This is a genomic window from Rhizobium sp. Root274, assembly GCF_001429245.1.
GTDB lineage: Bacteria > Pseudomonadota > Alphaproteobacteria > Rhizobiales > Rhizobiaceae > Allorhizobium.
Genome location: NZ_LMJE01000007.1, coordinates 26030 through 39689, shown reverse-complemented (window position 1 = coordinate 39689; position 13660 = coordinate 26030). Strand labels below are relative to the sequence as shown.

Genomic DNA, 13660 nt, shown 5'->3' with positions numbered 1-13660 from the left:
TCCCGGCTTCGGCCGGGGCGTCTTTTTATTCTGCAAGGACTGGTAGCATGAGTGAGACGGCAAGCGGCAGCGTCATCGATCTTCACGGGATGTGGGAGATTTCCACGGGCGAGGGGGATCATCAGACCGCCATGGCCGTGCCGGGCGACGTGCATTCCGCACTCCATGCTGCTGGCGTCATTCCCGATCCTTATTTCGGTCGCAACGAGGAAGTGGTCCAGTGGGTTGCCGAGCGCGACTGGTCGCTGGAACGGCGCTTCGTGCTCTCCGACATCTTTGGCAATTGGTACCTCGACATAGACTTCCTCGATACCGTCGCTGTCGTCTTCATCAACGACGTTCCGGTGCTATCCGCCGACAACTGCTTCCGCCGTTATCGCCCCGATGTCAGCCATGCGCTGCAGCCCGGCGAGAACACGATCCGCATTCACTTCCACTCCAACATCACGGCGGGTGCCGAGCGTCAGGCGCGCCAGCCCTTTTACATTCCCTATTCGACCGGCAATTGCCCGATCCCCAACGGCAACATGCTGCGCAAGCCGCAATGCCATTTCGGCTGGGACTGGAACATCGCGATCGCGCCGCTCGGGATCTACGGCACGCTGTCCTTGAAGAAGCTCGATCCGGCCCGCATCGAACATGTCGAGACCGAGCAGGTGCACCACGCGGACGGCCGGGTCGATCTCAAGGTGACGGCCACGCTCTATGCCCCTGAGCCTGCCGTCGTTCCCGTCCATTTTGCGCTGGAAGGCGAGCGCGTGCGCCTTGATGTCGGCATTGCTGCCGGCGAGACGAAGGTCGTCCATGTTTTCGAGATCGACAGCCCGCGCCTCTGGTGGCCGGCGGGATCTGGAGAGCAAGCGCTTTATACGCTGACGGTCGATCTGCCGAGCGAAACCGTGACGCGCCAGATCGGTCTGCGTACGGTCGAGCTGATCACTGGTCCGGATGCGGCCGGCAGCCGTTTCGCTTTCAAAATCAATGGCTTCGAGATCTTCTGCCGGGGTGCCAACTGGATACCGGCCGACGCGCTCTTTTCGCGTTCTTCCGAGGAGAAGACCCGCGATCTGCTGCAGTCCGCCGTCGACGCTCACATGAACATGATCCGCGTCTGGGGCGGCGGCTTCTACGAGGCCGACTGGTTCTACGACCTCTGCGACCGGCTCGGCCTGATGGTCTGGCAGGACTTCATGTTCGCCTGCAATCTCTATCCCTGCACCGACGACTTTCTCGACAATGTCGCGCACGAGGTCGAGTACCAGGTCAAGCGCTTGTCCAGCCACGCCTCGATCGTGCTCTGGTGCGGCGACAACGAGCTTGTTGGCGCGCTCACCTGGTTCCCGGAATCACGCGACAACAGAGACCGCTATCTTGTCGCCTATGATCGGCTCAATCGCGTTATCGAACAGGGCGTGAAGAAGACCTTTCCGCAGGGGCTGTGGTGGCCGTCGAGCCCGGCCTCCGGCTATCTTGACTATGGCGATGCCTGGCATGCCGATGGCTCCGGCGACATGCACTACTGGTCGGTCTGGCACGAAAACAAGAGCTTCGATAATTACCGAACTGTCAAACCGCGTTTCTGCTCGGAATTCGGCTTCCAGTCCTACACCTCGCTGCCGGTGATCGAGAGCTTCGCCGACAAGACCGACATGAACATCGCCTCACCGGTCATCGAGCTGCACCAGAAGAATGCCGGCGGTAACGAGCGGATCGCGGGCACCATGTTCCGCTATTTCCGTTTCCCCAAGGATTTCGCCAATTTCGTCTATCTGAGCCAGATCCAGCAGGGGCTCGCCATCAAGACGGCCGTCGAATACTGGCGCTCGCTCAAACCCCATTGCATGGGGACTATCTACTGGCAGCTCAACGACACCTGGCCGGTCGCGTCCTGGTCCAGCCTCGATTACGGCGGCAGCTGGAAAGCCATGCATTACATGGTGCGCCGTTTCTTCCAGCCGGTCGCCGTCGCGGCCATTCCGTCGGAAGATGGAACGAGCATTGCTCTCTCCATGGTCAACGACACGCCGGATACCGTGACCATCGACGCCAATCTCTTCGTGTTGACGCTATCTGGCGATCGCATCCCGCTGAAAAGCGTGCAGGGCGACTGCGGCCCCGACGCCGCCGACGTGCTCGTTACGCTCGACGCCAGCGAAATCCCGGCCGGCGGATTGCTGGCCTGGAGCTTCATCGCCTCCAACGGCATGAGCGGGGAGGGGCACTTCCTCAACGGTACCTACAAGTCGCTTGATCTCGAACCATCACGTCTCGAAACCGCAGTTACACCAACCGTGGATGGCGGCTTCGAAGTCACCGTGACCGCTCATGGCCTCGCGCTCTTCGTCATGTTGGAGAGTGTGACCGCCGGGCGCTATTCCGACAACGCCTTTGACCTCTCGGCCGGCGAAAGCCGCCGTATCATCTTCAAGCCGGAGACGGCTCTGCCCGCAGGCGAGCTACCGGAGTTTCGCATCTACGATCTCTACACCTGCCAGTCGGCGGACTGACAGCCATCATATTTAAGGTCCTGGGCGCCCGATCCAGGACCAAGCGAGGAGGAGACTACCCATGACAACGCTCGGCTTCCAGCTCTACAGCGCCCGCAATTTCCAGCCCTTCAGCGGCATCTATCCGAAGCTTCAGGCCGCCGGTTACGGCGAGGTCGAGGGTTATGGCGCGCTCTACGCGTCGCTTGCCGATGGCGAACTGAACGCCTTCCGCAAGGAACTCGACGAGAACGGCCTGACCATGCCGACGGCGCATTTCGGTCTCGACATGATCGAGAACGACCCGGCGCGCGTCATCAAGATCGCCAAGACGCTCGGCATCGAAGCGGTCTACTGCCCCTATCTGATGCCCGACCAGCGCCCGTCGGACGCTGCCGGCTGGTTCGCTTTCGGCCAGCGCCTGCAGGCGGCCGGCAAGCCGCTGCGCGATGCGGGCCTGGTTTTCGGCTGGCACAATCACGACTTCGAATTCGCAGCACTGCCCGACGGTTCGACGCCGCAGGAGCAGATTTTTGCGGGCGGGCCCGAGCTCGACTGGGAAGCCGATATCGCCTGGGTCATCCGCGGCGGTGCCGATCCCTTCTCGTGGATCGAAAGTTACGGCAAACGCATCAGCGCGGTCCACGTCAAGGATATCGCACCGGCAGGTGAAAACACGGACGAAGACGGCTGGGCCGATGTCGGCCATGGCACTGTCGACTGGAAGGGCCTGATCGCGGCGCTGAAGAGCACGCGCGTCAAGCATTTCGTGGTCGAGCACGACAACCCGAAGGACATCGACCGGCTGATCACCCGTTCGATCGCTTCCTTCAACGCCTATTGATCCCATCGCAGCAAGCAGGACATTTCCATGGCACGCGAACTCGGCGTCGGCATCATCGGATGCGGCAATATCTCCACTACCTACTTTTCGCTGGCGCCGCTGTTTCGCGGCCTTAAAGTCGTCGCCTGCGCGGATATCAATCCAGCAGCGGCGGAAGCCCGGGCCGCCGAATACGGCGTGAAGGCACAAAGCATCGACGAACTGCTCGCCAATCCCGAGGTCGACATTGTCGTCAACCTGACCATCCCCGACGCCCATTACCCGGTGTCCAAGCGCATCCTCGAAGCCGGCAAACACGTCTATTCGGAAAAACCGCTGGTTCTCTCGCTGGAGCAGGGCGAAGACCTGCGCCGCATTGCCCGTGAGAAGGGCCTCTCGGTCGGCTGCGCACCGGACACTTTCCTCGGCGGCGCGCACCAACTGGCGCGTGCCTTCATCGACAAGGGCGGCATTGGTCGCGTGACCTCCGGCACCTGCCATGTCATGAGCCCCGGCATGGAGATGTGGCATCCGAACCCGGACTTCTTCTTCCTGCCAGGCGGCGGACCCATCCTCGATCTCGGCCCGTATTACATTGCCAACCTGATCAACCTGATCGGTCCGGTGAAGCGTGTGGCGGCACTCACCTCCATGGCCAACGAGACCCGCACGATCACCAGCCAGCCGCGCAATGGCGAGACGATCCCGGTCAAGACCCCGACCAACATCCATGCGCTTCTCGAATTCCACAACGGGGCGACGATCACGCTGTCCGCCAGCTGGGACGTCTGGAGCCACCGCCACGCCAATATGGAGCTCTACGGCACCGATGGCTCGCTCTATGTACCCGATCCGAATTTCTTCGGCGGTCAGGTCGAGGCGTCCGGCCGCAACAAGGACATCCAGCCGCTCGACGCCTGGGATCATCCCTTCGGCCGTAACAATCAGGAAAGCCCGCAAGGCCCGCGCGCCAACTACCGCACCGCTGGTCTCGCCGACATGGCGGTTGCGATCCTCGAAGGCCGCGATGCCCGCTGCTCGCTCGAGCGCGCGCTGCATGGCGTCGATGTCATGGTCTCGATCCTGAAGTCCGGCGAGACGGGTGAATTTGTGACTTTGTCGACAACCTGCACCCAACCTGCCGCTTTGGGTATCGACGAAGCGCAAGCTCTGCTTAGATAAGGCATGTGATGTTGCTTGCCCCTCATCCCCCTGCCGGGACCTTCTCCCCGCAGGCGGGGAGAAGGGGGCACGCGGCAGCCGCATTGGCCTTCTCCCCGTTTACGGGGAGAAGGTGGCGGCAGCCGGATGAGGGGCAACATCGCGCCAATGACCTTCTGGGAGAGAACCATCCATGACCTATACCCCCGCCGAAAACCGCTATGAGCGGATGACCTATAATCGCTGCGGCAAGAGCGGGCTGAAGCTGCCGGCGATCTCGCTCGGCCTCTGGCATAATTTTGGAAATGATACGCCGCACCAGACGAAACAGGCGATTTGCCGTAGGGCTTTCGACCTCGGCATCACCCATTTCGACCTCGCCAACAATTACGGTCCCCCGGCAGGTTCCGCAGAGGAAGCCTTCGGCGAGATCCTGAAAACCGATTTCCGTGGCTACCGTGACGAGATGATCATCTCCTCCAAGGCCGGTTACAACATGTGGCCCGGCCCTTACGGCGAATGGGGTAGCCGCAAATACCTTATCGCCTCCTGCGACCAGAGCCTGAAGCGCATGGGCCTCGACTATGTCGACATCTTCTACTCGCACCGCTTCGATCCCGACACGCCGCTCGAGGAGACCTGCGGTGCACTCGACCATATCGTTCGGTCGGGCAGGGCGCAGTATGTCGGCATCTCCTCGTATAATTCCAAGCGTACGCGCGAGGCCTATGACATCCTCAAAAGCCTGGGGACGCCGCTTCTCATTCACCAGCCCAGCTACTCGATGATCAACCGCTGGATCGAGGAAGACGGGCTGATCGACACGCTGGAAGAGCTCGGCGTCGGCTCGATCGTCTTTTCTCCGCTTGCCCAGGGCATGCTGACCTCGAAATATCTGAACGGTATCCCTGAAGGCACTCGTGCGACACAGGACAAGTCGCTCGACCCGAATTTCCTCAACGAGCGCAACATCGAAAACATCCGCGGCCTCAACCGCATTGCTGAGAAGCGGGGCCAGACCCTGGCACAGATGGCGCTCTCCTGGGTGCTGCGGGGCGGCCATATCACCACGGCGCTCATTGGTGCTTCCAAGCCGTCTCAGGTCGAGGACTGCGTCAAGGCAATCGACACGCCGGAGTTTACAGCGGAAGAGTTGGCTGAAATCGACGTCTTCGCCAAGGACGCCGACATCAATCTCTGGGCGGCGTCAGCCGAGCGCAAGGGTCCGCCGCGGAAGAAGAAGTAAGGCACAACTTCACCCTCCCCTTGAGGGGGAGGGTCGAAGCTAAGCTCCGGGGTGGGGTGACGTGCAGGAGGTTGGCTTCACCGGACGGTGTCGCACTCATGGCTCATCACCGCCACCTGCCGCTTTGCGGCGACCTCCACCGTCAAGGGAGAGGTGGGTATCGCCGTCAGCGACTTATCTCCCCCCTTGCGGGGGAGAACGGGATTTCAGCGGCTTAGCGTCAGCTAAGCGCTAGAAATCCCAAGAGAGGGGCTTGTCAGTCAGGCTTGCCACTCTCCTGAAAAATCTAGGGCTTGAGCCTTCGGCTAAGACCCTGATTTTTCTTCCTCTCCCGCAAGGGGAGAGGTCACTGCGGAGGAGAAACACGCCATGATCATCAACCCCATCCTGCCGGGCTTCAATCCGGACCCGTCGATCTGCCGCGTGGGCGACGACTACTACATCGCCACCTCCACCTTCGAATGGTTTCCGGGTGTGCAGATTCATCATTCGCGCGACCTCGCCAACTGGGAGTTGGTGACCCGACCGCTTAACCGCGCCAGCCAGCTCGACATGCGCGGAAACCCGGACAGCTGCGGCGTCTGGGCGCCGTGCCTGTCCTATGCTGATGGCCTGTTCTGGCTCGTCTACACCGACGTGAAACGCTTCGAGGGCTCCTTCAAGGACGCGCACAACTACATCGTCACGGCACCCTCAATCGAAGGCCCCTGGTCCGACCCCATCTATGTGAATTCCTCCGGCTTCGACCCCTCGCTCTTCCACGATGACGACGGTCGCAAGTGGTTCCTCAACATGCAGTGGAACCACCGCCCCGAAGCCCGCAACACGATCGGCCACGCCAAGTTCGACGGCATCCTGCTGCAGGAATGGGACCCACAGACGCAAAAGCTGGTGGGTCCGATCAAGAACATTTTCGAGGGCAGCAAACAGGGCCTGGTCGAAGGCCCGCATGTCTTCAAGCGCAATGGCTGGTATTATCTGACCACGGCGGAAGGCGGCACAGGTTATGACCATGTCGTCACCATGGCACGGTCCCGCGCGATCGACGGCCCCTACGAGATGCATCCCAATACGCATCTGATCACCTCCAAGGACAATCCCGAAGCCGCGCTCCAACGCGCCGGTCACGGCCAATATGTCGAGACGCCCGATGGCCAAGGCTACCACACCCATCTCTGCGGCCGGCCGATGGCGCCGAAGCGCCGCTGCACGCTCGGTCGGGAAACCGGCTTGCAGAAATGCGTCTGGAAGGACGACGGCTGGCTCTATCTCGAACAGGGCGGTGTGGTGCCCGCTGTCGAGGTTCCGGCGCCTCGCGGTGCAATCAAACGGGAGGAACCGGTCGAGATAATCAGGACGTTCGACAGCCCCGACTTACCCTCCGAATTTCAGTGGCTGCGCACGCCGCATCCCGAGCGCCTGTTCAGCCTGACGGAGCGGGCAAGGCGCTTACGCCTCTTCGGCCGCGAAAGCATCGGCTCCTGGTTCGAACAGTCGCTCATTGCCCGTCGGCAGGAGCATCACTGCTTCCGTGCCGAAACGCGTCTCGACTTCTCGCCGGAAACCTATCAGCAGGTGGCTGGCCTCACGCATTACTACAACCGCTTCAAATTCCATGCGCTCGGCGTTTCCAGCGACGAGAAGCTGGGCCGCTCGCTGATCGTCCTGTCCTGTCCCGGCAATTATCCCTCCGGCGATCTCACATTCCCGATCGGCATGGGCCAAGCCATTCCGGACGGCCCGATCGACCTCGCTATGGAGATCACTGACAACGATCTGCAATTCTTCTGGCGGGTCGCAGGCGAGGGTGCCTGGCAGGCCCTCGGCCCAGTTCTCGACGCCGGCGTCGTCTCCGACGAAGGTGGATTTGGCGAACACGGCTCGTTCACCGGTGCCTTTGCCGGCCTGTTCTGCTTCGATATCAGCGGGCGCGGAAAGCCTGCCGATTTCGAGCGGTTTGTCTATCGCAGGGGTTAAGCGTCAGGCGTGGCCCTGGACACCCGTCTTCGGCTGCGCCCGCGCAACGATGATGACGCCCGCCAGTGAAACGACCAGCCCGATGGCCATGGAGAGCGAGAGCGGTTCACCGAACATCAGCCAGGCCCAGATCATGGTGACGGGTGGGCTCAGATAGACAACCGAGGTGACGCGCGCCGGCGAAGAGCGGCGGAGCGCCATATAATAGAGCGTCCAGGAGCCGAGGGTTGCGACCAGCGCCAGCCAGAGGACGCCACCGATGAAACCGACATTCATCACTGGAAGGACGCTGCCTTCGTAGCCTGCAAACACGGAGAAGATGGCCGCCGCCGACAGGCATTGAATGCACAGGCTCTGATGCACGGGCATGGCGATGCTGGGGCTGCGCTTCTGCAAAAGGGTAGCCACCGCGAGAGACAGGGTGCCGAGCACGGGCAGGGCATAGGCCCAGAGCGGAACCGTGCCGAGCGTCAGCGAGTGGGCCGATGCGACGAGGACACCGGCGAAGCCGATCAGCGAACCTAGCCATTGCCGCCCGGTCAGCGCCTGACCGAGGATCGGCCAGGAAAGAACCGCGACGGCGAGCGGCAGCATGTCGGTGATGAGCGCCACCAGCCCGGTCGGCACGCCGAAGCCGATCGCCAGCGCAAAGCCTGCGAGATAGCCGGACATGGCGAGCGCTCCATAGAGCATCTGCGGGATCACATCGCGCCAGCGCAGTCTCGGTCCCCAGGTCAGTGCGAGCGGGAGGAGCAAGAGGCCCGATACGAGGCTGCGCCACAAAAGAATCAGGAAGATCGGCGCGTGATCGCTGGCAAACCGTACCCCGACAAAACCGCCGCTCCAGGAAACGACGAGGGCGGCTTCGAGCAAAACGAGAAGCAGGAGGGCAAGACCGGGTGAGCGGGCGGGACGCGGATCAACGACGGTCAGTTCAGTCATGTCGACTTGGCCTTCGCAGAAAACTGCGCGAGGATGTTTGACGCCAGCAGCCGGGCCTGTTTCAGCCTCGTGTCATGGCCATCAAGGCCTGCCAGGGCCATGGCACCTTCGAGTAGGAAGGCGAGATGGGCCGCCGTTGCCTCAACCTCGTCAGCACGATCGGGTGCGATCTCCGTCAGATGAAGCCGGAATAGGTTTTCGACCTCAGCCTTCTGGCTGGCAACGATGGCGCGACCGGGATCATCAACCGGCAGTTCGGCTGCCGCATTGAGGAGACCGCAGCCGCGAAAGCCCCATTGATAGGCCCGGCCGGCGTGTTCGACATAGGAATCAAAGACCGCCAAGACACGCGCCTCCGCGGTCGATGCCGTCTCCATATGGCGCGCCAAAACCTTATGCCACTCCTCGAGCCGGGCCGAGAGATAAGCGTGCACGAGATCTGCCTTCGATCTGAAATTGTTGTAGAGGCTCATCTTCGCGACCCCGGCCCGCGCGGTGATCGTATCGATGCCGGTCGCGCCGACGCCCTCTGCATAAAACAGCTCCGCCGCCGCCTGTAGCAGTTTCTCGCGTGCCGATATCCGTTCGCCCATGCCGCACCTCTGTCACTATGTAGACAGATCTACCTACATTTGTTGCGGGTCAAGAGGGCTTGGTCCGAGAGAGGCGGATTATTTGACGGAACGGGGGACGGATCTGAAAGGTGCGGCAGGAGGAAGGGGTGGAAGCTCCGCCAGATGACGACGCTTGGTTCTCCTGTCTCACCCCAACCGTTCCGCATGCCACTTCAGATGATCCTCCATGAAGGTCGAGATGAAGTAGTAGGAGTGGTCATAACGCTCGTGCATCCGCAGCGTCAGGCCGATCTCTGTGCCCTTCACCGCCTCCTCGAACTTCCAGGGTGCGAGGCCCGTCTCGAGAAAGCTGTCGGCCTTGCCCTGGTCGATCAGAAATTCCGGGAAACGGGCGCCATCCTCGACCAGCGCGCAGGCATCGTATTCACGCCACATTGCCCGGTCAGGGCCCAGGTATTTCTCGAAAGCATCCTGCGTCCAGTCAGCCGTCAGCGGATTGACGATCGGCGCGAAGGCTGAGCAGCTCCTGAAACGATCGGGGTTTTTCAGCGCAATCGTCATTGCGCCATGGCCGCCCATCGAATGGCCAAAGATGCCCTGGCGGCTCATGTCGGCGCGGAATTGGTCGGCGATCAGCGCCGGCAATTCCTCGGTGATGTAGGAATACATCTGGAAATTTTCCGCCCAGGGTGCCTCGGTGGCATTCAGATACATGCCGGCACCCTTGCCCATCTTCCAGTTGGTCAGCTCGTCCGGCACGTCATTGCCGCGCGGACTGGTATCCGGGCAGACGACGATCAGGCCAAGTTCGGCAGCCATCCGGCGGTATTCGCCCTTTTCCATGACATTGGCATGCGTGCAGGTCAGGCCTGAGAGATACCAGAGCACAGGTCTCTTTTCGGCGATCGCCTGAGGCGGCACGAAAACGGCAAAGGTCATCTCGGTGCCCGTTGCTTCCGACTGATGGGAAAAGACGCCCTGCATGCCGCCGAAGGCCGTGTTCTGGGAGAGGATGTTCATGTGCGTTCCTTGTCGTTTACGTCAACCAGCCAGCGAGACGGCCGCATTGACGGCGGCTGCCACGAGGACGGTGTTGAAGAAATAGGAGACGGTCGCATGCACGAGGTTGAGCTTGCGCATCGAGGTCGATGTGATCACCACGTCCGATGTCTGCGCCGTCATGCCAATGACCAGCGAAAAGTAGAGAAAGTCGTGGCCGCAGGGTTCCGGCGTTTCCGGGAACTCAAGACCGCCGCGATGAACCGTCGGCTTGCGGCGGTTTGGTCGCCAATAGACATGGGCATAATGCATGGCCGCCATGGTGTGGATGGTGATCCAGCCAAAGACGACCGAAGCAAAGGCGAGAAGCAGTTCGACCGGGTTGGAGGATCCGTGACTGTTGAGCGCAAGGAAAAGCGAGCCGATGGCTGCCACGATCGCCAGCGCCGTCACGGTGAGAATGATGAAGGTCGGAGCGTCGGCCACATCCGCATGCTGCTTGAGATAGGCGGCCGTGAGTCGACGAAGCCTCAGAAAGGCAAGGGCCAGATAGGCCGCGAAAAACACCAGTGCCGGCACTTCGATTGCGACTTCGGGCGCGTAGGACAGCATCAGCGGCAAGCTGGCGATTGCCAGAGCGCCGGCGACCATGAAGGAGCGGTAACGATGGTCGAGCACCGAATTCAACAGATTATTCAAAGCGTAGCGCCCGTTTCGTGGTGGCCGTTCTGTGCTGGCCTTTGAGGCTCACTTCTTGATCCGCCGGCAGAGCCTGTCAAGCGTTTCGAGAAAGGCCGAACGGTCGCGGGCCGAGAAGGCGGCATTATAGCCCTTGCTCTCGCCGGTCTCGCGCAAATGCGCACCGAGATCGCGCATGGCGGTCGACATGCCGATATTGGCCTTGTCGAAGATCCGCCCCGTGGGGCCTGTCACGTGAGCACCTGCCGCCACGCAGCGGCCCGCGAGCGGCACATCCGCCGTCACCACGATATCGCCTTCGCCGCAACGCTCGGCAATCCAGTCGTCGGCTGCATCGAACGCGCCTGAGACGATGACATTCTTCACCATCGGGTCGCGCGAAGGCCGCAGACCGGAATTGGCGACGAAAGTCACCGGCAGATCGTGCCGTTCGGCCACTTTCAGGATTTCCGGCTTTACCGGGCAGGCATCGGCATCGACATAGATTTCGGGCATGGGATCAGTCGTCAAAGAATCTGCGATAGTCTCGCGCCGCATGCAGGAGACGGATGAGCTCGATCCCGTCCCCGGTATCGAGCGGCTGGTAGATAATCAGGTATCGTCGGAAGGGGAAGAGGCGGAGAGACGGATAGCGGTTGAAACGCCTGGTCCCAAGCTGTGGAAGTTCAGCAAGCATCCGGTAGCGGTCTTCGAGTTCGGACAGGAGATGATTGGCTGCGGATTCATTGTCAGATGCGATGAAGGTCCACGTTGCATAGAGATCCTCGACGAAGAGTGGTCGCCGCAAGATCCGAGGCATGGATTACCGCCGCTTCCGGAACGCTGAGATCAAGTCGTCCGCAGTTTCCATCGCAACTGCCGGGCCGCTTGCGAGCCCGCGAGCCGCTTCCTTTTCCAGTTCAGCGACAAACTGGGCAGCCTCCGCTTCCCTTTGCTCAAGCAGGTCAAGGCTATAGCCGATGACATCGGTTGTTGAATTGAAACGACCCGATTGGACCAGTCGCTCAACCAGAGCTGCTTGTCTGTCATCCAACAAAATTCGGTCATGCTTCATGGCATCAACTCCGGGCTGTGGTGCAAGTTTAGCAGGTTTTGCCGTCAACAGCCACAGAGCTTCATCGCGGCGTAACGCTATCGCCGCCTGATCATGTCCACATGTGGGATCCCATCCTCCAGATATTCCTCCGAGATCACCTCGAACCCAAGCGACCCGTAGAACTTCTGAAGATGGCTCTGGGCCGAGATCTCGATCGGTTCGCCCGGATGGCGTTTCTCGACCTCGGCAATCGCCTCGCGCATCAGCGCTTCGCCGAGCCGTTTACCCCGATGGTTTGGAGACACCGCCACGCGACCGATGCGCGGATGATGCTCTCGCGTTGGCCGCCACAGCCGTGCACAGGCGAGCAATTCCCCATCCTGAAGCAACCGAAGATGCAAACAGTCCTTGTCGTTGCCGTCGAGCTCGGGATAGGGGCAGTGCTGCTCGACGACGAAGACGTCGACGCGCAACTTCAGCATATCGTAGAGGTCGGCGGCGGAGAACTCGTCGAGCCTCCGCACATCGACGCGATAGTCCATCTTGTGGCTCAATAGACGACGACGCCTCGGATGCTTTCGCCCTTGTGCATCATGTCGAAGCCCTTGTTGATGTCTTCGAGCGGCATGGTGTGGGTGATCATCGGATCGATCTGGATCTTGCCTTCCATGTACCAGTCGACGATCTTCGGCACGTCGGTGCGGCCGCGCGCGCCACCAAAGGCGGTTCCCATCCAGTTGCGGCCAGTGACCAGCTGGAAGGGGCGCGTCGAAATTTCCTGGCCGGCGCCGGCAACGCCGATGATGATAGACTTGCCCCAGCCGCGATGCGAGCTTTCGAGCGCCTGGCGCATGACCTTGGTATTGCCGGTGCAATCGAAGGTATAGTCCGCACCGCCGATCAGGTCGCCGTTGCGCTTGGTCATGTTGACCAGATAGGGCACGATATCGCCTTCGACTTCCTTCGGATTGACGAAATGCGTCATGCCGAACTTTTCGCCCCATGCCTTGCGGTCCGGATTGATGTCGACGCCGATGATCATGTCGGCTCCGGCGAGGCGCAGACCCTGCAGCACGTTCAGACCAATGCCGCCGAGGCCGAAGACGATCGCGGTAGCGCCGATCTCGACCTTGGCCGTGTTGATGACAGCGCCGATGCCGGTCGTGACCCCGCAGCCGATATAGCAGATCTTGTCGAAGGGCGCGTCCGGATTGACCTTGGCTACCGCGATCTCCGGCAGAACCGTGAAGTTCGAGAAGGTCGAGCAGCCCATGTAGTGGTGTATCTTGTCCTTGCCGATCGAGAAGCGCGAGGTGCCATCCGGCATCAGACCCTGACCCTGGGTTGAGCGGATCGCCGTGCAGAGGTTGGTTTTGCGCGACAGGCAGGAATAGCATTCGCGGCATTCCGGCGTGTAAAGCGGAATGACATGGTCGCCCTTCTTTACCGAGGTGACACCCGGTCCGACATCGACGACAATGCCCGCACCCTCATGGCCGAGGATCGCCGGGAACAGACCTTCCGGATCAGCACCCGACAAGGTGAAATCATCCGTGTGACAAATGCCGGTCGCCTTCACTTCGATCAGCACTTCGCCGGCGCGTGGGCCTTCCAGCTGAACGGTCATGATCTCGAGCGGCTTTCCAGCCTGAACGGCGACGGCGGCGCGGACATCCATGGTTTTTCTCCCTGACAAATCGTTGGCCGGACTTTCGC

General features: G+C 61.2%; 14 protein-coding genes. 5 read left to right on the top strand and 9 right to left on the bottom strand.

Annotated elements, in window-relative coordinates; translation table 11 throughout:
- Positions 1-47 precede the first annotated feature (47 nt).
- From ASE36_RS09160 to ASE36_RS09140, 5 genes are all read left to right on the top strand, one after another.
- Positions 48-2507: a beta-mannosidase gene (locus ASE36_RS09160; protein ID WP_062278465.1), complete on the top strand. Its 2460-nt coding sequence runs from the start codon at positions 48-50 to the stop codon at positions 2505-2507.
- 61 nt (positions 2508-2568) lie between these two features.
- Positions 2569-3330: a sugar phosphate isomerase/epimerase family protein gene (locus ASE36_RS09155; RefSeq protein ID WP_062278463.1), complete on the top strand. Its 762-nt coding sequence runs from the start codon at positions 2569-2571 to the stop codon at positions 3328-3330.
- Positions 3331-3357: 27 nt separating this feature from the next.
- On the top strand, positions 3358-4491 hold the full coding sequence (locus ASE36_RS09150; protein WP_062278461.1) for a Gfo/Idh/MocA family protein: 1134 nt from the start codon (positions 3358-3360) through the stop codon (positions 4489-4491).
- 172 nt (positions 4492-4663) lie between these two features.
- Positions 4664-5716 (top strand): L-glyceraldehyde 3-phosphate reductase, encoded by a 1053-nt coding sequence (gene mgrA / locus ASE36_RS09145; protein ID WP_062278459.1) that lies wholly within the window; start codon positions 4664-4666, stop codon positions 5714-5716.
- A 369-nt stretch (positions 5717-6085) separates the two neighbouring features.
- Positions 6086-7693, top strand: coding sequence for a glycoside hydrolase family 43 protein (locus ASE36_RS09140; RefSeq protein ID WP_062278457.1), 1608 nt, complete (start codon positions 6086-6088; stop codon positions 7691-7693).
- A gap of 3 nt (positions 7694-7696) precedes the next feature.
- On the opposite strand, the gene ASE36_RS09135 is transcribed toward ASE36_RS09140, so the two are convergent.
- The 9 genes from ASE36_RS09135 to ASE36_RS09095 all read right to left on the bottom strand — a co-directional run bounded on the left by ASE36_RS09135 (position 7697) and on the right by ASE36_RS09095 (position 13622).
- A complete protein-coding gene (locus ASE36_RS09135) occupies positions 7697-8635 on the bottom strand; it encodes a DMT family transporter (RefSeq protein ID WP_062278455.1) in 939 nt (312 codons plus the stop codon).
- Positions 8632-9228, bottom strand: coding sequence for a TetR/AcrR family transcriptional regulator (locus ASE36_RS09130; protein ID WP_062278453.1), 597 nt, complete (start codon positions 9226-9228; stop codon positions 8632-8634). Before ASE36_RS09130 ends, ASE36_RS09135 begins: the two co-directional genes overlap by 4 nt.
- A gap of 168 nt (positions 9229-9396) precedes the next feature.
- Positions 9397-10230: an S-formylglutathione hydrolase gene (gene fghA, locus ASE36_RS09125; protein WP_062278450.1), complete on the bottom strand. Its 834-nt coding sequence runs from the start codon at positions 10228-10230 to the stop codon at positions 9397-9399.
- 21 nt (positions 10231-10251) lie between these two features.
- Entirely contained in the window at positions 10252-10860 is a 609-nt protein-coding gene (locus ASE36_RS09120; protein ID WP_062281170.1) for a DUF1345 domain-containing protein, read from the bottom strand.
- Between the two features lie 96 nt (positions 10861-10956).
- On the bottom strand, positions 10957-11403 hold the full coding sequence (locus tag ASE36_RS09115) for a YaiI/YqxD family protein (RefSeq protein WP_062278448.1): 447 nt from the start codon (positions 11401-11403) through the stop codon (positions 10957-10959).
- Between the two features lie 4 nt (positions 11404-11407).
- Positions 11408-11707 carry a type II toxin-antitoxin system RelE/ParE family toxin gene (locus ASE36_RS09110; RefSeq protein ID WP_062278446.1) on the bottom strand — a complete coding sequence of 100 codons (300 nt, stop codon included), beginning with the start codon at positions 11705-11707 and terminating at the stop codon, positions 11408-11410.
- Between the two features lie 3 nt (positions 11708-11710).
- Positions 11711-11962, bottom strand: a complete 252-nt coding sequence (locus ASE36_RS09105) for a type II toxin-antitoxin system ParD family antitoxin (protein WP_062278444.1) — start codon at positions 11960-11962, stop codon at positions 11711-11713.
- 77 nt (positions 11963-12039) lie between these two features.
- Positions 12040-12486 (bottom strand): GNAT family N-acetyltransferase, encoded by a 447-nt coding sequence (locus tag ASE36_RS09100; RefSeq protein WP_062278442.1) that lies wholly within the window; start codon positions 12484-12486, stop codon positions 12040-12042.
- 8 nt (positions 12487-12494) lie between these two features.
- Positions 12495-13622 (bottom strand): S-(hydroxymethyl)glutathione dehydrogenase/class III alcohol dehydrogenase, encoded by a 1128-nt coding sequence (locus ASE36_RS09095; protein ID WP_062278440.1) that lies wholly within the window; start codon positions 13620-13622, stop codon positions 12495-12497.
- Positions 13623-13660: the final 38 nt, after the last annotated feature.